Below are 20,249 nucleotides of genomic sequence, written 5' to 3' on the forward strand. Positions count from 1 at the left end.
AACGGCAGCGGGACATCAGAGGTGAAGCTTCTACAATTTGATGTTGCTTGCACCCCTGATGCGATCGCATCTAGCTAAACCGCCCCGTCAAGAAAGAGGGTGAATAGTCAGACCAGGATTGTTTCACCAGATCCTCATCTGCCATGACGCTACCCAGGTAGTTCCCTGCGGGCAAGGACGGGAACCGCTTATAGGGAACCACATCTTCGCCGAAGTAGCGCGCGTATTCTGCACTATTCACCATCGCCTCAACCGCAACCTTCAAACCACCGTCTGCCAGCAGTTTGTTGTATTGCCGGATTTCTGCCTGAGTGGCCGGAGCACGCCCCAGGATGTGACGGAACAGGAATTCAATCACCTTGGTGTTGGGGTAGGGCGTATAGAAGCGACGGACATAGATCTCAGAGCTAGCCAGAGTCTTAACGAACTCGCGCACCGAGATTTCACCGTTCTTCAGCTTACTCTCCAGGTCAGAGCGGCGGATCTCCCGTGGCACTTGACCACTGAACACATCCATCACCTGGACGTAGAGGGCATTGATCACCAACTCCTTCTCAGCCTGGCTGGTCTCAGGATTCAGGCGATAAATCCGGGAGGGCTTACGCCGAGCCGTACCCACACCGACTTCAACCGACTGACCATCCCCATTGCTGAAGGAACGACCCAATTCCACAAACTTCGGCTTGCTCAGGTCTGGCTGACGGGCTTGCTTCGTCAGATCAGACATTGCCTTGCTCATCAACGGCATCTTTGTGATGTCCATGCGGGACTTCACTGGCTCAAAGCTAGGTACCACGAGGTCTTTATTTTGCTTGGTGAGCTGATTGTAGAGCCGTTGCGTGTTCGGGAAGTTTGCCGCAGGCAGGGTGGGGAAACGACGGTAAGGAACGGTGTCTTCACCGAAGTTTTCTGCATACTCCTGGCTGGTCAGCATGGTGCGAATGAATTCGCCCAAACCTTGAGAGGCCAGGATCTGGTTGTACTTGCGAATTTCCGCCTGATCCAGGGGGGCCCGACCCAGGAAGTGCTTCGTTCCCAGTTCAATCACCTTGGTGTTGGGATAGGGCGTGTAGAACTCCTTAATGTACAGACGAGAGGTTCCCAACGCTTCAACGAATTCCTTCAGGTTGATTTCACCGTTGGCCAGCTTGCTTTCCAGCACCGTGAATTCGTTCTGAACGATATAGGGTTCCACATCCCGTTCAAAGATTTGCCGATAGGCGGCACGAATCGCGGTTTGAACTGCCGTTGGCTCTAGCGTTGTCAGCTTAAAGACCTTGGTTTGTTCACGCCGCTTGCTCACGCCCTGGTTGGAACGGAACGCGACATCGGCAATGCTGCGATCCTCTGCTACAATCCCCTTCTGAACGAACATCGGGGTTTCTTCCTTGACCGGCTTCGTGCCCTTATCGGCAATGCTGCCAATCCGGTTCGTCCGCAGGGAAACCCCACCAGGGGTCAGATACCGCTCGTAGGGAACGGTGTCTTCTCCAAAGGTTTGAGCATACTCCATGCTGTCGAGCATGGCATCCACCAGGGCGTAGAAGCCCTTCTTGGCAGCAATGTCGAAGTAGGAATTAATTTCCTGACGACCGTAGGTAGGACGACCCAATAAGCGACGGTGCATGTATTCGATCGCCTTGGTCACATAGAGCGAAGTCCAGTACAGCTTGCGGAACAGATCCGACTTGGCGAGCTGCCGCACAAATTCTCGCACCGTAATCTCGCCGTTTTCCAGCTTGATTTCCGACACCTTCAGGCGTTGTCCTTCATAGACATCCCGCCCAAACACTTGCAGGTATGCTGCCCGGATTACTTTCTGCGTGGAGCTTTCCGAGAACTTGACGCTAATCCCCTGAGTATTGCCACCCGCCTTGCTGAAGGTTCCGGTGTAGCTGGGGATTTGATCCAGCTTGAACACCTTTTGCCCCAGGGAACCCGGAGCCACACCACGGGCGGAAGGATTGCTCAACTGGTTGTTGATACCGGGCCCACGGTTGATCAGAATCCGACGGGTATCCTTACCGAAGGGTGCGGGTTTGGCGCTGGGGTTGCGGGTCTGTTTCGGGAAGATGGCTCCAAACTGGATTTCCAGCGGATCGTTACCCGAACCGTAAACGTGCTGATCCGGCAGGGGTTGGGTATAGCTGGCAAAGGTGGTAATGAACTGAGGCACCTTGCGGAACGGCGCACTGTACTTAAACAGGTCTTGCTGAGGGCCCCAGTTGCGGCATTCTTGCGCTTCCTGACCCAAGCCCCGCAGGTAGGGAACGGTTTCTTCCCCAAAGTAGTCGGCATATTCCTGGGAATCCACCAGGGCATCCACCAGGGCAGGGAGTCCTCCATTGGAAACAATGGAGAAGTACTTCTGCACCTCTTCCCGCGAGGAGGGGCCCCGTCCCAGGATGTGGCGGAAGGCCAGTTCTAATGCCCGGCTATTAATGTAGGGTTGATAAAAGTTTTTACGATACAGCGGAGATTTTGCCAGCCGACGAACAAACTCCTTCATGGAGATGTCGCCGTTTTTCACCTTGGATTCCAGATCGGAAATCGCCAGGGAGTAGGCGCGAGTAATATCCCGTTCAAAAATTTGGCGATAGGCGGCTTTAACCACCTCCGTTTTTTCTGACGCAGAAAGACCGGGCTTCATGGCGTATTTTGGACGACGCTCTGCGGCATTGAAATAAATCTGAGGTAGCTGTAAGCCTTGCAGATCCCCAGTGGGACGCTGACGCAACTTATCAGATGGTGTGGGTGCTCTGAATTCGTTGAGCAGCACATCAAAATATTGAGCCACGATCGCCTTCGCATCGTCATCGCGCTCAAAATACTCCAGCGACGCTTGCCGCATGCCCAGCAGTGCCACGATCGTCGCATCTCCGGAACAGGCATTTTCAATGATTTCGCGTAAGCCCCGCGTGTTGACTGCGATGATATTGGGATCACCCGCCACGATCGCATAGGTGGTGTAGCGGAGGAACCAGCTCAAATCCCTCAGGGACTTTTGCATATTGCGTGGCCCATAACGCGCTACGTTAATCGGTCGGAATCCGGGCGGAGTCGGCCCGCCGACAGAGCCACTAAAGAGCGATCGCAGTCCACCCAGCAAGCCGCCGCCGCTGCTACTACCGCCAGAAGCTGCCACATAGGTTGCAGTTCCTAGCTTCATGGCCTCCCTCTGATCGAGCGGAGTGCCCCCCACCGTCATTTGTACCGGAGCGTCTTCAGAGGGCTTCTCCAGGAATGCGAGAGGCGATCCTCCAACAAAAATCCGGTTGGCGGCACGGGAAACAATCAGTTCTGAGTTTTGCGTCAGAACCTGTGCAATTTCAAGACGCTTTAGACCAGAGCTAAAGTAGCTGGATAGCTCACTGAGTTCTCCCCGCCCAAGGAAACGATCTTGTTGTTCAGCTTGAGAAATGGTTGCAACAGGTACGGTTTGATATAGCTGCGGACGCGCAACAGAGCTTCCACCACTTGCCTTTACACTCATTGGATTTCAAAAGCTCCCTATCAATAATGATTGCAATGAGACCTGCCCAAGGTGCCGCTCAGAAAGGGTTCAACAAACTGTTGTGGGTTGATGTTCCCTCATGAGAACTCCACCAGAACGACTGCCCAGGGTTAACTGGCTTTTACTAAGTTAAAACGTTTCGGGTTCCCACACCCATTTATTAAAAAGTGTGTAGCTTCACCGAACTGCTTTACGAGGAGATCATAGAAGATTATGGATACCTAACTGAGAGAAAGTTTAAGGTTTGTTACTTTCTACCTCATCACGTGCTGATTTTGCCGCCAGAACAAAAGCTCGATCGTTAGTTCACAGGCTATTGATCGGCTTTATTACTTGGGCTAGTAGACCTCGGCAGCAATACGCCCACCTTTCGTAGTGCAGGCTTCCAGCCTGCGCGGGCATCTTGTCCGCTCTACGGTTGCTCAATTCACGCTCGCTTCTACTAGTTTAGACCTGGGGGATCGCTGGACGACTCGCTTGCTCAATCTCAATTAATATAGGGCAGCCGAAGTATAGGGCAACCAGTTGTCGAGCTAAGGACAAGTGACTAAACCCCTTCAACCTCAGCACAATGGGCATCAATAAAAGACAGCGCGGAATTCATCTGTTCATCTGTCAGACTGAGCATGGCACGGATGAATTTGGGCGGATACTGTTCTGTCACATAGTCCATCACATCGTACAGGGTGATGCGTGTACCTGCGATCGTCAGTCCACGTTCTGTGCGGATAATTGCAGTGGGTTCATTGGATGCCTGAACCATGCCCATCACCTTGGGAAAACTAGTTTTATTTTACTTCAGCATTCCAGCAGGACAAAGGCTAGCACTGGCTTCTAGAGTCATTGTTGGCGATCGATGGGGGGCGATCAAGCCTCCATCAACAGAGTTCAGTGGCTTGCGGTTTGGGAGAGGGGAAGGAGTGAGGGCGATCGGATTGAGATTTAGTCGTCAAACGAAGCTGCTGCGAACAATCTCCGATTCACCCAGATCAGCCTGATGCGATCGGCTCCAATGCTAGCTATGCGGCAACCTCAGTATAGGCGAATGAAGTGGTGGGTGTTGGAATCTCCAATCCCTCCAACTTCAACCCATCTAGATGGAACTTGATCGCCTCGCGCATGTTTTGTGCCATTTCTTCACGGGTTGCCCCAGTCGAGACACATCCTGGTAGATCAGGAGAATAGGCGGAATATCCAGTTTCTGTCTGCTCAATGACGATAAGATACTGCATCATTTTAGACCTGCTTGCTTCAAGATGCTATCCAATGTTCCTGGAGCTAAATCATCACCTGGTTTCCCTGGAACAGTGACTAAACCCCGCTTGCTGGAATGTTAGCTGGTGACGCTACTCCAAGCATTGAAATCCCTTTTCACCCTTCAATTTGCCATCGAAGCTTACAGTTTCGGTGCAACCCGCCTGCCGAGATACCGCTCCAATCAAATAGTCAGAAAAATCAGCTTTACCCTGCTTATATCGCTGTAGAGCTTGGTCAACCGTCGATCGGTTTTCAAATTCAAAGGCTGCGCTATGCAACATTGCTTCCAGAGCACTGATGATTTCGCCCTTATGAAAGTGATAGCTCGCTCCCCGAAGTACCCAAACTAGCTCACACAGCACGATGTTAGTGATGAAGCAAGGTTGATTTTGTTGAATCACTCTGGCGGACTGCTGCCATTGCTGCTCATCATCTCTGGTGAGGTATCGAACAAGGATGTTGGTATCAAGCCCGATCATTCGCGCCCTCGGAGATGGCTGTTTCCATATCCTCAAGGGAAGCTTGTTGCATATCGGGTCGATGGAGGATGCCGGATAACGTTTCCACGGCAACATTGAGAGGGAAGATTTTGACTTGACCCTCTTCGTCGATGACAAACTCGACTCGGCTACCGCTTACTAGCTTGAGATGCTGCCGAATTTCTTCGGGTAGGGTAATTTGTCCGGTATCGGTAACTGTTGTACTTAGCATGGATGGAGCGGCAGCAGATTAACTCATACCAAAATTGTAACTGGTGAAAAACCTGTTTTCCCTCGCCTGTCAGCACAATGTTATCTATGTCTACCGATTGTAGAAACATTCTGCATTTGAGACTTTCAGCGATCGAGCCTCCATAAACAGAATTTAGTGGCTTGAGTTTTGGGATTGTTACAATATTGTCCAATCTTCTGTTCGCAAGTCTGCAATTTTTCCAAAATCTGACTGATTACGAGTGAGTAAAGTCGCATTGTTGATTAAGGCGATCGCAGCAATTTTCAGATCCATATTTCCCAGGCGAGGATAGGCTTTCCGCAGGCGTTGATGCTCTAAGGCAGCGATACGGCTAAAGGGAACAATCACGATCGATTGGTAATCAGCTGCTAGTTGCTGTAATCCTTGGTATGCCAAAACTTGCTCATCTAGTGTTTTCGCTTTGGACAAAACACTCAACCGTCCTCTGATTTGCTCTTCGTAGGTAATAACTGTTACTGCAACTTCAATGGCTTCAATTGCTGAGAGCTTGAGCAGAATTCTTTTTCCTTCTTGTCCATTGCGCTGGATCAGGCTGAGATGATCGGTGTCAAGAATGTACATTGTGAAGTGTTGACGACCTACTCAGCAGATCTACGCCATTCCTGCCCTAAGCGAACTGCTTCATCGAAGGTGGGATCATCTTCAAAGCTACCTGCTATTTTTAGCCACCAGGGATCTTTTTGAGGGAGAACTTGAGACAGAGTTTGTTTGACTTGTGTCAGTTCTTTCTCCAAAATAGTGACTCGTGCCTCAAGGGGTTGGGAGCGATCGCCACTCGGTTGGGAAGTCATAGAAAGGTATGTCACATTGGTTCTGGAAGCATTATAGCGAGATCTCCAGGCTCACGGATTGAATGATTCCGATCGCCTGTTAGCACAATGCTATCTACTACCGATTGCAGAAACATCCTGAATTTGCGACTTTTGGCGATCGACTCTCCATCAGCAGAGTTCAGTAGCTTGGGGTTTGAAGAGGAGGAGGGGGCGATCGGATGGAGGGCTTCTACTTCAACGTAGCATTTCACTGATGTAACCCCTGCCAAAATGGCAATGCTAGAATTCTTATAGTTTTCTCGCTGCTTGTGATGCTGAACTGAATGGAAGTCACCCGGTTGTCAAGCCAAGGACAAGTTGTTATTCCACCATCCCTCCGTGCGGCTCATCACTGGGAAGCAGGGCAGGAACTCGTTGCAATTGATGTGGGTGATGGAATTTTGCTAAAGCCCAAAAAATCTTTTCCAGAAACAACGCTGACGCAGGTTGCGGGGTGCTTGAAATATCAGGGAACACCCAAAAGCCTGGAAGAGTTAGAGGATGCAATTCGCCAGGGCGTGATGGAGCAATGGCATGATCGCGGTTGATACGAACATTGTTGTTCGGCTCTTAACACAAGATGATGAGCAGCAATATCACAGAAGTTTCAAGTTGTTTCAGGCAAACGACATTTTTATTCCAGATACGGTCATACTCGAAACGGAATGGGTGCTGCGTTTTGCCTATCGTTTCAAGCCTGATGAAATTTGTGAAGCATTTAGGAAACTGTTTGGTTTGCCTAATGTTCAACTTGCTAATGGCAGTTTGATAGTAAAGGTTTTGAAATGGCATGAGCAGGGTTTGGATTTTGCGGATGCACTTCATCTAGCCCAAAGTCAGCACTGCTCTGCAATCTATACGTTTGATATGAAGTTTGTGGATAGAGCTAAAGGGCTTAGTGAGTGCAACGTTCAACAGCCCTGATGGTGAACTGAAAAACTAAATTAATTAGGATTTGGTATCGACTCTCTATCAGCAGAATTCAGTAGTTGCAAGATAGGGGGAGAGGTGAGGGCGATCGGATGAGGATTTAACGGGAAAATGCAGCGGTGGCAGACAACCTTGCACTCAAAACCATTGGCTTTCGCTCGTCCGCTGCCGTGACGTTAGGTATCCAACTACCATTTTTGATGCTTTACTTAGTTGCAATCTTGTTCTATCTTTCCTTCCTCGTCCTCTTCTTCATGATTACTTTCCTGGAATGATGGTGGCGAAGTTGAATGCTGGTCTTTCTTGTCTTGATCTCTACTCGAAAATTGATGAATTTAAGTAGGAGGTTGGTCAAGATCAGCCGCTATTTTTCGAAGCAGTTCTCCGGGCGAGGTAGGAGGTTGGTCAAGATCAGCCGCCATTTTTCGAAGCAGTTCTCCGGGCGAGGTAGGAGGTTGGTCAAGATCAGCCATCATTTGACGCAGTTCCTCACTTGCTCTGCTCAAAGATGGCAGAGATTTTTCTTCCTTCTCGATCTCTTCTACTTCTTCTGGTGTTAAACGCTTTTCAGCCTTTACTCCCGTTATATCGACAAAATGATCTATGCCTTTCACCATATCCTCAAAGAGATAAACTTCAGGCTGAGATGCGATACTGCACAGTTCGTCGTAAAGGAAGCGATTCAGGAAGCCCTTGCCGCTATAGACCGTACCATAGTCACTATCCCTAGAAATGATCCATAGTCGTTTCTTTCCCTTGAAATGGGTAAGGATCTGCTCCCAGCTCAGTTGATCACCTATTGGGTTTTTAATTTTTCCTGGTGGATTGCCAAGCTCTCTACGATCCCTTGCCCTTTGTAATTCTTCGGGAGAATGAGGAACAGCGTTGGCAAAGATTGGAAAAAGTGCCTTCGATACTTCGTCTTCTGAGCGACTAATTTGCTCCATAATGCCAAGTGCCAAGGCACCTACTTCAGCATTCACATTCTTGATCTTTTGAGTAATTTCACTCATTTGTTGGAGGATATCATTGCGATGATCAATATTCGTGCTAGATAAGTGATCTGGCAAGTTAAAAGTTTGAAGCTTCAGTTCCTTAAACTTTTGGCTTAAAAATTCCGCTGCTACTAAAATCTTGTTTCGTTGAACTTCACTGAATATCTGTTGGGTCACGAAGATGTAGTCTACTTGCTCTCCTAGCGGCGCAAGCAGCTTCTTACCCTTATCTATCCGATACAAATCTAGGTATTTATTGGTATCAATAAATAGCAAAGAATCATCAGCAGGCATGAGTCCCCCTACATATCAGATTTATTCAACTCCAGCACCTCACGGTTCGTTATGCTGCTCAAGTAATTGATCGGAACTCTAGCTCAATACAGGATCTTGCATCAATTTTTTAGCATATGTGGTTAGCAAAGATGACCGATTATCTCTAAAAAGCAAAAAGTCATCGTTGAAAGTTTCCTTAGAGCAGAATGCATTTGTCAAAATTTCTTCTAAGACATTATTCTCGGGCATTAATGCAATATATTCAGACGGTTTCTTGCGTCCTATTTTTTTATTTTCTGAAGCATTTATGAAACAAAAATTTGCAAGACAATTGATTAAATCATCAGAAATACCTTCATCCCTCAGGTAAGCTTTCGGATAAATGTGATGAAATTCAGCCCTATTATATTTTTGTAAAACTCTATCCAGATCAATGGATGAACCAGACAAAAAAGTCTTTGGATTATTGTTAGCTAACATTAATATAAAGGTTTTAGCATTGGCACTAGTTAACCGAAAGTAGTTGCTCTTGAAGAAATCTTCGTCAAGATCATGCGGAATATCACCAAAAGTATTGGCTTCACCACTTTTAAGCTTCTCTACTTCATTAATATCAGCTATGGCAGTTCTCTTTGTTTGACTACCAACCGATTGGTAAAACATGATCTCCAAAACCATTTTTTTAATTTTGCATATACGTTTGCATCATATGACACTTCTTTGCCCTCGGGTTCTGCGAAGAATACACACAAGGGAATGATTAATGATGAATATGGTAAATTCTTGAGAGCCATGACCTTCAATTGTGTCCTTAGAAAATCAATAGCACCCAAGATTCCATTTCTCACTTTAGGGAAAGCAGCCCTAACTTGTTGACCATTTAACTCCAAAAGACTATCTGGAGTAGGATCTTTCATTAAAATAGCCGCAGCACATCTTAGAATGAGATCAGAGTCTTCACCAACCTCAGAGAACCCAAATTCCTCAAGATCTTCTTTTAATTCTTTGAAGCTCTCTAATAAATCAAAATCATCATTCCAAGTCCATGCAGCAAGAAGCTGAAGAGTGTCAAGCTCCATTCCCAGTCTATTAACACGTTCAAATACAATGGCAACAATTGCCCTGTCATCCGTCTTTAGAATTTGAGCAGGAATTGACACTTCCTTAAACTTTTCCTGCATTTCATCCAATCGCTTAATTTTATCGTTTGAAAATCTTGAAGCTGCCTCTCTATATTTAACAGAATCAAATAAAACGCTCAGAGGAAAGTGGCGTTCTGGATCAACATCATGATCTGGAATAGCTAAAAATTTGCTTTCTTGTACATCCTCATCTGCTTCAAAATCAAAATATATCCCAAGCCATCCACCTTCTGAAGCTGGTTCTAGCTCGGTTTGAAAAACAGAAAATATCGATGTGAGTCTTTGCTGACCGTCTAGCACATAATCTATTGGATAGTCCTCTTTTGGCTGTGGAAGCTCAAATTGTCCTAGTTTGCGTTCTACTGCGAGCTTATATTTAGTTCGCCAGAGGAGTAATGATCCGAAAGGATAATTTTTATAAATACTGTCCATTAGGTATGCGACCCTATCCATATCCCAGACAAAACCTCTCTGGAAAGCTGGGATTCTTACACTACCGCTACTTACGGAGTCTAGTAGTCGCCTAATGGAATAGGATTGATACTCCATACTATAGTCTCAGTATTTGATAAATTTTAACACTTCAGTATATCATTTGCCTAAAATCAGGCTCCCCCTATTTTGCCCAGATAACCTTTATAGATTCTTAGGTAGTCAAAACCAACTAGTGTACGTCGCCTAACGATACCATTGAGCGGCTGTGAGCCACGTTACGCTTATTATAGATTAACTTTTAGATTAACTTTGCCAGCCCGCTCCGATGGGCTTGTTATGCCATGCTGAAATACCTGAAGTCAGTTAAATTTGACCTAACACTGTTGGCACTTCTCCATGCTCAATTATGTAACGAAACATCTTTTTATAATGAGACTTAATTTTCTCTGCGACAAAGGCATAGAAATCCTGCTTATCACGATTTTCAGTCTCTTTCTTAAGGGAACCTCGAAAAATTGTTTCAGGAGCGTCTTAAATTGAGACTACTATGAGATCATAACATTAGGTTAGAACGGAGCAGGGAACAATGAGCCAAACTGGAGTTTGGGAGTGGGAAAAACGTCAGAGCAAATTGAACCAGAAAAAAGATTTACTGATGAGGCTCGATCAAATTATTCCCTGGCAGGAGTTCCGCCCGACTCTAGAGAAAATTCATAATAAACCTCGCAAGAGCAACGCGGGTCGTAAAGCAATGGATGTCGTCGTCATGTTTAAGTTGTTGGTGCTGCAACAGTTGTACAACATTAGCGACGAAGAATTAGAGTATCAGGTGAGCGACCGACTATCGTTCATGCAATTCATGGGCTTTGGCTTAGCCGATGAAGTTCCCGATGCCACAACGGTATGGCTGTTTCGCAAACAACTGAGTGAACAAGGATTGATTGAAGCAGTGTTTGAGCAGTTTGATGGCTATCTCGTTGAGCAAGGCTATGCAGCTAAAGGTGGACAAATCGTCGATGCGACGCTGATTCCCGTCCCCAAACAACACAACAGCGACAAAGAAAACGAGCAGATCAAGCAGGGCAAGACCCCCCAACAGTGGCAAGATCAACCGCATCGCCGCGCTCAAAAAGACACCGATGCGCGCTGGACGAAAAAGGGGGATAAGAGTTACTTCGGCTATAAAGACCACATTGGCATCGATGCAGCGTACGGTTTGATTCGTCGTTATGCGGTTACAGATGCCTCAGTGCATGACTCTCAAGTGTTAGGAGCATTACTCGATGAAGACAACCAGAGTGATGAAATTTGGGCAGACAGTGCTTATCGCAGTGCTGCCATTGAGGAGACTTTAGAACTAATGGGCTTTGAGAGCCAAATTCATGAACGGGCTTATCGCAATCGTCCCCTCAGTGAGGCGCAAAAGCAATCCAATCGTGACAAATCCAAAACTCGTGCCAGAGTCGAGCATGTGTTTGGTCGGTGGACGATGCAGATGGGAGGCAAGCTCATCCGTTCGATTGGTCTAGTGAGAGCGAAGGCAACGCTAGGGTTGAAAAACTTGACCTACAACTTTGTACGCTACACGTTTTTACAGACTCAATGTCCTTGCTGAGGCAGAAAATTGAAGCGTAGGGGTGCATTGGAGTGTTCTGTTGGCTGCATGGAATGAAGAATTGATTGCATGACTATCAGCACAACGTTGTTCTTTGTCTCATTTGAGACCCAATCTTACCTCAAAATGAATTAATCGAGGTTCCCTTAATAGAGAACTCATCGTTATATTGATCTAGTTTCACAGTAAATGAATCAGTCGTGCCACACACTGCTAAAGTCATATAAACCGTTTGAGACGGATAGTAAAGTCCAGAAGGAGATGCAGCAAAATGCCTTACACCATTATCTTTACACATGCAAACTGCCATTTCCAGCTTCCATGCTCCTTCCATAAGATACATAGATTCTCTCAGGCTTGATTTTTGCCCTTGCCTATCAATGAACGTAATTCTTCCATCAGGGGCTTTAAGATAAACTTCAAGACCTGTTATAAGATTTCCCATCAACTGACCATAGTCTTCTAAGTAGTTTTCAACTTTTTGAAAAGCCTCTTCATAGGCAGCACAACAATCTTCAAATACAGTCTTACTTATTTCCGACATATGATTAGTCTCGAAGGATTTTCCTGATTATAACTACAGAATAATAGAAATATATCCAGTCAGCAATTAAAACATAACTCTTTGTTAGGCAGAATCTTTCAGCCTATCTCCTCTCATAAGGATATTAGACGGATATTTTTCTACCTAACATCCCAGAACGAGGTGTTAGACAGAATCTTGTCTGCATAACATCCTTCAGCAGGAGATTAGACAGAATTTTTCTGCTTATTTACCTCCTCAGGGAAGTTATACAGAATCACCATCAACATCCTAACCGATCGCCCCATAAACCATTCAAAGTTTCAGTAATGTTTTAGAGCCAAATCATTCAATCTTCCAAGTCTTCAAGACCTGCTATCCCTTCTCTCCTCCTCAATCAACCGCAGTACCTCATCAAAATTCAGGGGTGAACCAGACTGAGATCGCACCCACTCCTTATCTGCATCAGAAAATGGCGGAGACTTCTCACCGATCGCCAGCAGTGTATAGGTTTGCTCAACGGTGAGTCCCTCTCTAAAAGCAGTGTAGGCAATCTCCTTTAGTTGTTCTTTGCCCGATCGCTTAAAGAACTCCTTAATCATCATGCCAGCCATGACCCGGCGACTATAGCCAGCGTTGTTGCAAATCGCCTTAAAGAAATCAATCTCCATCGGCGTGAGATCCACACTACCGATATCCAGTTTTGGCACAGTCGTCGTCAAACTCATCCCTCCTATCTTCTACTGATGTGGCAGATATGTTCACGGGTGTTATAAAAAAGTATGTTCACCTGTATAACACATATGAAAACAATGGTATCATACCCACCAGAACAGGATTGGAGAATGCGCGGAGGGAATGCCTGATTAGACCAGCCAGCGCCAACCCACCAGAAGCTAGCGGTGTAAAGCCGCAATTCTCCAACAGATCACAAGCGTTCAAGCAAAAACACAGGGGCGACAACCGATCGCCCCCTTCTTCCCCTGCCAAGGAGCAGAATTGTCATGAATTACGACCCAAAACAATCCACCTGGAGCATTCGCAAAAACGGTACAGAATGCGCCCGATCGACCACTCGCGCTGAAGCTGACCGGATTATTGTGCAACTCAAAAAGATTAGCCCCAACGCCCAATTCACCGTGCATTATGAAGGCAGATCCATCAGCCATTGCGATCGGGGCGGGAAAACCCTGGGATAAGAAGATGAATGCAGCAGAACCGATCGCCAGAATTTCAATCGTTTGTTGCATCTACTTAACACCCGTCCCCAGCAAAGCAAACGGATGGGCAGTTTCCAGCAGACGCTGTAGGAACTGTGGCAGCGGCTTGCAGAAGTAGAACGGACTGAACGACCAAGGCAGGCTTAACGCCCTCGAGATGCTCCCGCATGTCTGCAACCATCTGCCCGCCAGTTTGCTGGAACAATGGCAGCAAGAATGCCCAAGCCTCGCAATAAAACCTTCATGCTGAAAAACTGCAATAAAAAAGGGCATGGTTAACCACGCCCAAGAGGAAAAATACAGTTTGTCGTCGATTACAGCACAACTTGTACGCAATGACGCGATATTGTCCGCAGTTGCCTGGACAGTTGTTACACGACTACGATATTCCGATAGGTTAGATCCGCACCGCGAGACAACTTCGCAATTTGCATCTGTGCTTCGCCACCCAGACCATCTGCATCAAAGAATAATGCCCCTGTCTTATCGTTGAAGATAAAGCGATCGTTGGCAGTTTTTGATGTCGCTCCCAGACGGAACTGAGCTTTTGCCAAAATTCCGGCTCTGAGGTCGCTGCCAAACTCCTCACCGCTGATTTGCAGGATATCTTTCTTAGCAAAATCGGTGATTCGTACGTTCCCCTGATTTGGTGTGTTGAGGACGAACCGATCGCGTCCAGCACCCCCTGTCAGAATATCTCGCCCACCGCCACCAACCAGGGTGTCGTTGCCATCTCCACCCAGCAGCTTATCGTTACCCGCTTCACCGTTGAGGTAGTCATTGCCCTGACCACCTACCAGCCGGTCATTGCCGGTGCCGCCGGAAATAAAGTCATTACCATCGCGTCCATCGATCTTATCGTTGCCGCCTTCGCCCAGGATAATGTCGTTGTTTTTAGTGCCCCGAATCCGGTTGTTGCGATCGTTGCCCGTAGAGAACCTTGTATTTTGTAGAGCCTCCAACTTGTCGAGTTCTTTGTCGAAACCAGCACCAGTATTATCAGCTACCACCTTATTGATAGGTTTGCGTCCAGCAGCAGCAGCAGTCAAGTCTTTTGCAGTTTCGCCCAACAAAATTCCCTGTACTCGGCTGGCTGCATCTACAAACTGCTTTCCTTTCAATTCCTTTTGCAGATTTTGAACACGGGCATTTCCGTCTGCAATTACCGTTGCGGCACCGGACAGCACTTGCGTTACCTTCTGGGTATTCACGCCTGGAACAGCGACTTGCAATTCACCCAACGAGGATTGAAGAATTCCCCTAATAGTGGTGTCTTTCGTTAGATCCAGCTTGCTACCTGATTGGAGTTGATTGCCGATCGCCTTAATCACATAGGTACTGAGCTGCTCCTCAGACAAGTTCGTTGCTCCCTTCAACAACGCAGAGGTTTGAGCAATGACATTCTGTACCAGGATGTGCGTACTCAACAGTTTCACTCCATTGACATCTCCTCTAGCGACTGCGGTCAGCGCATCAAAGGTGCTGAGATCAATGCTACCTGGCAGCCCCAGAGCATTTTTCACCTGTGTTTGAGCTTGAACGGCATCTATTCCCCGACCCACCATCTCACTCACTAGCGTTGTTACCGGCGTAATCATGTCATAACCGGCAGGAGCCATCATGGTAGTGGTGACAGGCAAGAAGGTGAACACATCCATGCCTCCCTGGGAAACGATTCGTCCCTCATTTGGATCAATCACCCCATTGCCATTGAGGTCATAGGTTGCCATAGGAATGTTCAACTCGTAGGAGCCATCATCATTGCTGATGGTAAAGGGTTCTGTTTCATCGGCAAGTCCATTAAAGTTGGCATCCAGGAAGATAGTCGCTCCAGAGATGTACTTATTCGAAACGCGACCGCCGTTAGGAGCACCCGCACTAAAACGAGCGAGTTCATAGGTGGCAAAGGTGGTTGACCAGAAGGTGTTCCAGCTTCCAGCCCAAAGTTTAGGAAACTTACCAGGTTTCCAGTTTTCTGCCCTTGCTCCCAGGAAGACATTGATCGAACCGTTGACATTGAACAACTCTTGGGGACGGGAGAGCCGGGAGGTAATTTCACTGGTACGTACCTTGCCATCACTGCGTCCTTGGGCTTCACCCACATCCACAATGTCAATACCAACCTGTCCTCGTAAACCTCCCTCAATTGATCCGCGCACTGCTACCAAGCTAACTCCTCCTCCCAAAGAGAGAGAAGCATTCAGTTGCAATTCGTTCCCCGGTTGGTCAACCACATAGAAACCATCAATCACGTTGCTGGCTCCCGCTGCTGTAAAGCCACTGCTGCGCCAACGCTCTAGACCAAAGGTGTCGTAACCAAAGGCCAGGTTAGTGCGCGCCCGGAAGTCGCCTCGCAGCACCGCACTGAGAGGTCCAAAGATGGGGAAACTCCGACTAGCACTAACGCTAAAGTCCAGGTCGGGCATATCGTAGGTGAGCAGATTGACGTTGGGTCTGCCCAAAATCAGGTCAACTGCTGTGAGAGGGTTGTTGAGGATAGGAATATCCAGCCCTTCAATGCTGCGGAATGCGTTGATGAAGTTAGCTACTGAACCGCTAGTCTTCGATTGAAGTTGCGAACTGCTCGATGCCGGTGCGCTCCTGCGAGTAGGGCTGGCGTTACGGGAATTGGCGGTGCTGCTGCTGGGGTCGAAGTTAGTTAGGGCATAGGAACCCAGATCAATCTTGATGTTGCCAGGAGTACTACTGATTTGATTGAGCAGAGTGGTGGCACGATCGATCGCGTCAATTGAATTCAGGAAGCGAGTATCGACTCTTCGACCTGCGAGCGTTGCAGCAATTTCTAGCGGAATTACCCTACCGTTGCGGTCTTGATCGAACATGTCTCGCAGCGGTGACAGCGATGAAAACAACCTCACATCCGTATTCATGAAGCTAATGACCGGACGGAAGGGGCTGACCACATTGTTAATTCGGGTCAAAATTGGACGGCTGAAGTCGGTAATGAACCCACCCACATCTAATTGCAGGTTGTTGATTGCGGCAGTGGGGGTCTGCGGACGGGTAATTGTACCATTCGTGTAGTCTAAAGCCTGCCAATTAACCGCCATATCATAGTTGAGTGCGGGAATAGCAGCACTCCCCTTGAAGCTAGTGACACCTTTGAGTCCAATTTTGGGATTGATGCGGAAGTTCGTGTCAAATAGGTTACGAATTTGGAAGTTGCTACCGATATTATTGAGTTCCCGCAGCGTCAACCGCTCTCCGTCATTGGGTGCCCCTGGAATGTTGTCTATATCCTTCAGTTTTGCCTGAAAGGTTGCACCCAGCGAAGTTCGATTCTTGGGGTCATCCGTTAGGTCAGTTTGCAAGAAGCCTAGACGACTAGTGGCTCGGAAATCATTACTGAGTCCAAAGTTGACATTGGAGGCGAGTTTGGTTTTGTTGGTGTCAATAAAGAACCCAAAATCTTTGTGAAAGCCAACTGCTAGATCTAGGTTGTAGCCAAAAGTGCCCTTTGCTTTACCTGTAGTATTGATGCCGAGTCCAGGAACTCCTAGGTTACCTGCTAAAGCTACGCTACCTAAATCGTAGGTTTTACCCGTTTTGATCAGGATCGTGCCACCGGTGTTATCACGGTTAGTAGTGACTTGAAGGTTGGGGAAAGCTGACTGCAAGCTGCTGCGAATTGTGTTTGCAAAGCTGTCAATCGTTACAGTATCGATGTTGCCGATACTACGATTTAAGCTGTCGCGGATCGTATTGACAAATGTAGGCGAAAACCGGTTCAGCGACCCAAGAATGGGAAGCTGTACGCCCAGCATTTGCCCATCCAAAATTTGTTGAATCCGGTTTAAGCCGCTTTCAAGACCTCGTTTTGCATCCTGGGCATTGTATCTCTGTTCACTGACCGTCAGGCGAAAGTTCTGATTGGCGGTGAGTCCGGCTCGATCGCGGGCAATGACTCGCAGATCTAAGTTACCAACGTTGCCAGTAGCGGGAGTTCCACTTAGGGTGCGAGTGGTGGGGTTGAAGGCAAGCCAACTGGGTAAGGCTGTGCCGTTGGATTGAGTAACGGTGTAGGAGAGGGTATCACCTGCATCAGGGTCACGAAATGCAGTAGCCGGAATCTGGAAGTTGATGGGGTTGTTAGCAGTGACGGTTTGAGCTGCGATCGCGCTGCTGACAAAAGGTGCTTCGTTGAGATCATTAATACCAACGGTCAACACTTTATCCGTAAACAAGCCGCCCTGGTCGGTTGAGCGCACTCGGATGCTGTAGCTTGACTTAGTTTCAAAGTCAGGAGATGTATTGATTCGCAGTTCGTTGTTGACGAGCGTAAAGGCTGCGTTATCTGTCGCTCCCTCACCCTGCACCAGGCTGTAGGTAAAAGTATCGCCCGTGTTGGGATCAGTGGTGGTCAAAGTGCCGATCGCTGTGTTTGCAGGTACGTTTTCATTCACCCGGTTGTTGCTGAGGGTGATATTGGTGGGAGCCTGATTTCCTGGAACTTCTTCGAGATCATTGATGCTAATTGTCAGCACCTTGTCGGTAGACAAGCCGCCCTGGTCAGTGGATCGCACCCTCACAGTGTAGGATGATTTAGTTTCAAAGTCTGGTGAAGCGTTGATCCGCAACTCGTTCCCTGCTACTGAGAAGGCAGCATTATCGGTATCGCCCTCTCCTTGTACCAGGCTATAGGTAAAGGTGTTGTTAGCATCTGGGTCGACCGTTGAGAACGTACCAACTACACTTTCAGCGGGAACATTCTCATCAATTCGAGTGCCACTGATGTTGATGCCAATGGGTGCTTCATTCACATCGTTTACATCAATAGTTAGCACCTTATCAGTAGACAAGCCGCCCTGGTCGGTTGAGCGCACTCGGATGCTGTAGGAAGATTTCGCTTCAAAGTCAGGGGATGTATTGATTCGCAGTTCGTTGTTGACGAGCGTAAAGGCTGCGTTATCTGTCGCTCCCTCACCCTGCACCAGGCTGTAGGTAAAAGTATCGCCTGTGTCAGGGTCTGTGGTGGTGAAGGTGCCAATGGTAGTGTTGATGGCAACGTTTTCATTCACCCGATTGTTGTTCAGGTTAATGTCAGTCGGAGCTTGATTGTACGGTGATTCTGGCAGATCGTTCACATCGATCGTCAAAACTTTTTCAGTAAACAAGCCGCCTTGGTCGGTCGATCGTACCCGGATGCTGTAGCTTGACTTGGTTTCAAAGTCAGGGGATGTATTGATTCGCAGTTCGTTGTTGACGAGCGTAAAGGCTGCGTTATCTGTCGCCCCCTCTCCATCCACCAGGCTGTAGGTAAAAGTATTATTGGCATCTGGGTCAACCGATGAGAAGGTGCCAACGATGCTTTCAGGTAAAACGTTCTCATCGATGCGAGCATTACTAATGTTAATGTCAGTGGGAGCTTCGTTGATATCTTGAATTCTGATGGTTAAAGTCTTCTCGGTGAACAGTTGACCCTGATCGGTCGATCGTACCCGGATGCTGTAGCTTGACTTAGTTTCAAAGTCAGGGGATGTATTAATTCGCAGTTCATTGTTGACGAGCGTAAAGGCTGCGTTATCGGTATCTCCTTCCCCCTGCACCAGGCTGTAGGTAAAAGTATCGCCTGTGTCAGGGTCTGTGGTGGTGAAGGTGCCAATGGTAGTATTCGCAGGCACGTTCTCATTAACGGTCGTAGTGCTTAACGTTAAATCAGTGGGTGACTGATTCGCTGGTGCATTGCTAGCAATAACACCAGAAGCTCCAAAAAATGACAACCAACCGGATGAATTTGTTTTCTCAACCGTAATGCTTGAGAGGGTTTTGGTTGGATCGGGAGTAAAACGAATTCCAAAGATTGCCGGATTATTTGCATTTTCCAAAGACGATCCGTTCGCTTTACCCCGATCCATCCCGTCGATTAGATAGTAGCGATCGGCAGTCTGTGCAATGTTGTTGTACCAATCAGGAACGGTCTGAATCGGTGTTGATGCACTTGTACCATCTGCATAGTTGAACGTAACTCTTAAAGCACTGCTGCCTTCAGTCGAAGTTACCGCAAGATGCAATTCTGAATAAGTACCTGGAGTGACGTTGAAGGTAAACGTATCTGTAGAGGCTGCGGTAAACCGTGCATTATTTCCATCGTTGGTATTCCGGTAAGCCAACTGAATTGTCGGATGAAAAGCATTTGCAGCAAACAATCCATCATCCGGCATGCCATTTCCGTTTGTTGGATTTTGAAAAACAGCAAAACTTTGCGTAACAAACGCATTTCCTTCCCGATCGATTGCTGACTGAGTTGTGTCTGTAACACCACCAGAATGATTGATAATTACGTCATCGGTAAAGACAGAACTAACATCAAAATGAACTACAGATGAAGCGGGTAAAGTTGTCATAACTTTCGGGTTGTAGGTGATGAGAGAGGAGGAATCGTTTAACTAGATATAGCGAAACAATTGGCTGTGGCTAGTCAACCTGCTTTACTACTATTACCTAGCCGTGCAATGACATGGCATCGGGGTAAACACAGAGAAAATCAGAAATAAAACCAATGTTTTCAGTTAATTTACCTCCCTCTTTTTATCTTCAACTTTTGAGCTTGTGATTCAGAATAAGGGATTTTGGTTGATAAATTTTTCCGTCGATAATTCCAACGACGGTCAATTCAAAAAACAGTTAGGTGGAATAGCCTAACGGCTTTATTGTTTTGATTCAACTCAACAACGAAAGTAGATGCCGTGTCACTTTGTCCGCACACGGCTAAAGAAATTTATTCATACTAGAATGGTGTATCTATATGCTTATTTT

Annotated in this window: 17 protein-coding genes and 2 pseudogenes; 4 read left to right on the plus strand and 15 right to left on the minus strand. The window is 47.2% G+C overall.

From position 1 onward, the window contains the following. Positions 1 to 70 precede the first annotated feature (70 nt). On the minus strand, positions 71 to 3,493 hold the full coding sequence (locus tag ACM1PF_RS30670) for a phycobilisome rod-core linker polypeptide (RefSeq protein WP_416670226.1): 3,423 nt from the start codon (positions 3,491 to 3,493) through the stop codon (positions 71 to 73). Positions 3,494 to 4,070: 577 nt separating this feature from the next. Then, positions 4,071 to 4,277: pseudogene (locus ACM1PF_RS30675) on the minus strand (DUF433 domain-containing protein); the annotation flags it as partial. Here ACM1PF_RS30675 and ACM1PF_RS30680 point away from each other — a divergent pair. Further along, the gene (locus ACM1PF_RS30680; RefSeq protein ID WP_416670228.1) at positions 4,276 to 4,512 is read left to right on the plus strand and encodes a hypothetical protein; all 237 of its coding nucleotides are present in this window, start codon (positions 4,276 to 4,278) and stop codon (positions 4,510 to 4,512) included. The pseudogene ACM1PF_RS30675 and the gene ACM1PF_RS30680 sit on opposite strands and share 2 nt — an antisense overlap. Before the next feature lie 21 nt (positions 4,513 to 4,533). Here ACM1PF_RS30680 and ACM1PF_RS30685 read toward each other — a convergent pair whose 3' ends face one another. The 6 genes and pseudogenes from ACM1PF_RS30685 to ACM1PF_RS30710 form a co-directional block, all read right to left on the minus strand. Beyond that, positions 4,534 to 4,746 carry a type II toxin-antitoxin system HicB family antitoxin gene (locus ACM1PF_RS30685; protein ID WP_416676868.1) on the minus strand — a complete coding sequence of 71 codons (213 nt, stop codon included), beginning with the start codon at positions 4,744 to 4,746 and terminating at the stop codon, positions 4,534 to 4,536. Then, a pseudogene (locus ACM1PF_RS30690) lies at positions 4,746 to 4,847 on the minus strand (type II toxin-antitoxin system HicA family toxin); the annotation flags it as partial. The gene ACM1PF_RS30685 and the pseudogene ACM1PF_RS30690, both read right to left, overlap by 1 nt. Before the next feature lie 13 nt (positions 4,848 to 4,860). Continuing rightward, entirely contained in the window at positions 4,861 to 5,250 is a 390-nt protein-coding gene (locus tag ACM1PF_RS30695) for a PIN domain-containing protein (protein ID WP_416670230.1), read from the minus strand. Further along, entirely contained in the window at positions 5,237 to 5,482 is a 246-nt protein-coding gene (locus ACM1PF_RS30700) for an AbrB/MazE/SpoVT family DNA-binding domain-containing protein (protein WP_416670232.1), read from the minus strand. Before ACM1PF_RS30700 ends, ACM1PF_RS30695 begins: the two co-directional genes overlap by 14 nt. A 177-nt stretch (positions 5,483 to 5,659) precedes the next feature. Continuing rightward, positions 5,660 to 6,085 carry a type II toxin-antitoxin system VapC family toxin gene (locus tag ACM1PF_RS30705; RefSeq protein ID WP_416670234.1) on the minus strand — a complete coding sequence of 142 codons (426 nt, stop codon included), beginning with the start codon at positions 6,083 to 6,085 and terminating at the stop codon, positions 5,660 to 5,662. 17 nt (positions 6,086 to 6,102) lie between these two features. Continuing rightward, the gene (locus ACM1PF_RS30710; RefSeq protein WP_416670236.1) at positions 6,103 to 6,315 is read right to left on the minus strand and encodes a hypothetical protein; all 213 of its coding nucleotides are present in this window, start codon (positions 6,313 to 6,315) and stop codon (positions 6,103 to 6,105) included. A 305-nt stretch (positions 6,316 to 6,620) separates the two neighbouring features. Here ACM1PF_RS30710 and ACM1PF_RS30715 point away from each other — a divergent pair, with 305 nt between their 5' ends. Then, positions 6,621 to 6,884: an AbrB/MazE/SpoVT family DNA-binding domain-containing protein gene (locus ACM1PF_RS30715; protein ID WP_416670237.1), complete on the plus strand. Its 264-nt coding sequence runs from the start codon at positions 6,621 to 6,623 to the stop codon at positions 6,882 to 6,884. Next, the gene (locus tag ACM1PF_RS30720; protein ID WP_416670238.1) at positions 6,871 to 7,260 is read left to right on the plus strand and encodes a type II toxin-antitoxin system VapC family toxin; all 390 of its coding nucleotides are present in this window, start codon (positions 6,871 to 6,873) and stop codon (positions 7,258 to 7,260) included. Before ACM1PF_RS30715 ends, ACM1PF_RS30720 begins: the two co-directional genes overlap by 14 nt. Before the next feature lie 341 nt (positions 7,261 to 7,601). Here ACM1PF_RS30720 and ACM1PF_RS30725 read toward each other — a convergent pair whose 3' ends face one another. The 3 genes from ACM1PF_RS30725 to ACM1PF_RS30735 form a co-directional block, all read right to left on the minus strand. Then, positions 7,602 to 8,555, minus strand: a complete 954-nt coding sequence (locus ACM1PF_RS30725) for a PIN domain-containing protein (protein WP_416670240.1) — start codon at positions 8,553 to 8,555, stop codon at positions 7,602 to 7,604. Between the two features lie 78 nt (positions 8,556 to 8,633). Next, a complete protein-coding gene (locus ACM1PF_RS30730; protein ID WP_416670242.1) occupies positions 8,634 to 9,200 on the minus strand; it encodes a hypothetical protein in 567 nt (188 codons plus the stop codon). Continuing rightward, complete coding sequence (locus ACM1PF_RS30735) at positions 9,155 to 10,228, minus strand: GmrSD restriction endonuclease domain-containing protein (RefSeq protein ID WP_416670244.1); 1,074 nt, start codon at positions 10,226 to 10,228, stop codon at positions 9,155 to 9,157. Before ACM1PF_RS30735 ends, ACM1PF_RS30730 begins: the two co-directional genes overlap by 46 nt. A gap of 472 nt (positions 10,229 to 10,700) precedes the next feature. On the opposite strand from ACM1PF_RS30735, the gene ACM1PF_RS30740 reads away from it, so the two are divergent. After that, positions 10,701 to 11,729 carry an IS5 family transposase gene (locus ACM1PF_RS30740; RefSeq protein ID WP_416670108.1) on the plus strand — a complete coding sequence of 343 codons (1,029 nt, stop codon included), beginning with the start codon at positions 10,701 to 10,703 and terminating at the stop codon, positions 11,727 to 11,729. A gap of 121 nt (positions 11,730 to 11,850) precedes the next feature. Here ACM1PF_RS30740 and ACM1PF_RS30745 read toward each other — a convergent pair whose 3' ends face one another. From ACM1PF_RS30745 to ACM1PF_RS30760, 4 genes are all read right to left on the minus strand, one after another. Beyond that, a complete protein-coding gene (locus ACM1PF_RS30745; protein ID WP_416670246.1) occupies positions 11,851 to 12,273 on the minus strand; it encodes a hypothetical protein in 423 nt (140 codons plus the stop codon). A 344-nt stretch (positions 12,274 to 12,617) separates the two neighbouring features. Then, entirely contained in the window at positions 12,618 to 12,974 is a 357-nt protein-coding gene (locus ACM1PF_RS30750; protein ID WP_416670248.1) for a hypothetical protein, read from the minus strand. A 216-nt stretch (positions 12,975 to 13,190) separates the two neighbouring features. Then, positions 13,191 to 13,502, minus strand: coding sequence for a hypothetical protein (locus ACM1PF_RS30755; protein ID WP_416670249.1), 312 nt, complete (start codon positions 13,500 to 13,502; stop codon positions 13,191 to 13,193). Between the two features lie 341 nt (positions 13,503 to 13,843). Continuing rightward, entirely contained in the window at positions 13,844 to 19,837 is a 5,994-nt protein-coding gene (locus tag ACM1PF_RS30760; protein WP_416670251.1) for a cadherin domain-containing protein, read from the minus strand. Positions 19,838 to 20,249 lie beyond the last annotated feature (412 nt).

This window comes from Egbenema bharatensis FJBBOT/2019 (assembly GCF_048077055.1).
Lineage (GTDB): Bacteria > Cyanobacteriota > Cyanobacteriia > Elainellales > Elainellaceae > Egbenema > Egbenema bharatensis.

Excerpts from the sequence above, each read along its gene's own strand:
- ACM1PF_RS30670 (WP_416670226.1), bottom strand. The coding sequence starts at position 3,493 with ATGAGTGTAAAGGCAAGTGGTGGAAGCTCTGTTGCGCGTCCGCAGCTA.
- ACM1PF_RS30680 (WP_416670228.1), top strand. The coding sequence starts at position 4,276 with ATGCCCATCACCTTGGGAAAACTAGTTTTATTTTACTTCAGCATTCCA.
- ACM1PF_RS30685 (WP_416676868.1), bottom strand. The coding sequence starts at position 4,746 with ATGCAGTATCTTATCGTCATTGAGCAGACAGAAACTGGATATTCCGCC.
- ACM1PF_RS30695 (WP_416670230.1), bottom strand. The coding sequence starts at position 5,250 with ATGATCGGGCTTGATACCAACATCCTTGTTCGATACCTCACCAGAGAT.
- ACM1PF_RS30700 (WP_416670232.1), bottom strand. The coding sequence starts at position 5,482 with ATGCTAAGTACAACAGTTACCGATACCGGACAAATTACCCTACCCGAA.
- ACM1PF_RS30705 (WP_416670234.1), bottom strand. The coding sequence starts at position 6,085 with ATGTACATTCTTGACACCGATCATCTCAGCCTGATCCAGCGCAATGGA.
- ACM1PF_RS30710 (WP_416670236.1), bottom strand. The coding sequence starts at position 6,315 with ATGACTTCCCAACCGAGTGGCGATCGCTCCCAACCCCTTGAGGCACGA.
- ACM1PF_RS30715 (WP_416670237.1), top strand. The coding sequence starts at position 6,621 with ATGGAAGTCACCCGGTTGTCAAGCCAAGGACAAGTTGTTATTCCACCA.
- ACM1PF_RS30720 (WP_416670238.1), top strand. The coding sequence starts at position 6,871 with ATGATCGCGGTTGATACGAACATTGTTGTTCGGCTCTTAACACAAGAT.
- ACM1PF_RS30725 (WP_416670240.1), bottom strand. The coding sequence starts at position 8,555 with ATGCCTGCTGATGATTCTTTGCTATTTATTGATACCAATAAATACCTA.
- ACM1PF_RS30730 (WP_416670242.1), bottom strand. The coding sequence starts at position 9,200 with ATGTTTTACCAATCGGTTGGTAGTCAAACAAAGAGAACTGCCATAGCT.
- ACM1PF_RS30735 (WP_416670244.1), bottom strand. The coding sequence starts at position 10,228 with ATGGAGTATCAATCCTATTCCATTAGGCGACTACTAGACTCCGTAAGT.
- ACM1PF_RS30740 (WP_416670108.1), top strand. The coding sequence starts at position 10,701 with ATGAGCCAAACTGGAGTTTGGGAGTGGGAAAAACGTCAGAGCAAATTG.
- ACM1PF_RS30745 (WP_416670246.1), bottom strand. The coding sequence starts at position 12,273 with ATGTCGGAAATAAGTAAGACTGTATTTGAAGATTGTTGTGCTGCCTAT.
- ACM1PF_RS30755 (WP_416670249.1), bottom strand. The coding sequence starts at position 13,502 with ATGCAACAAACGATTGAAATTCTGGCGATCGGTTCTGCTGCATTCATC.
- ACM1PF_RS30760 (WP_416670251.1), bottom strand. The coding sequence starts at position 19,837 with ATGACAACTTTACCCGCTTCATCTGTAGTTCATTTTGATGTTAGTTCT.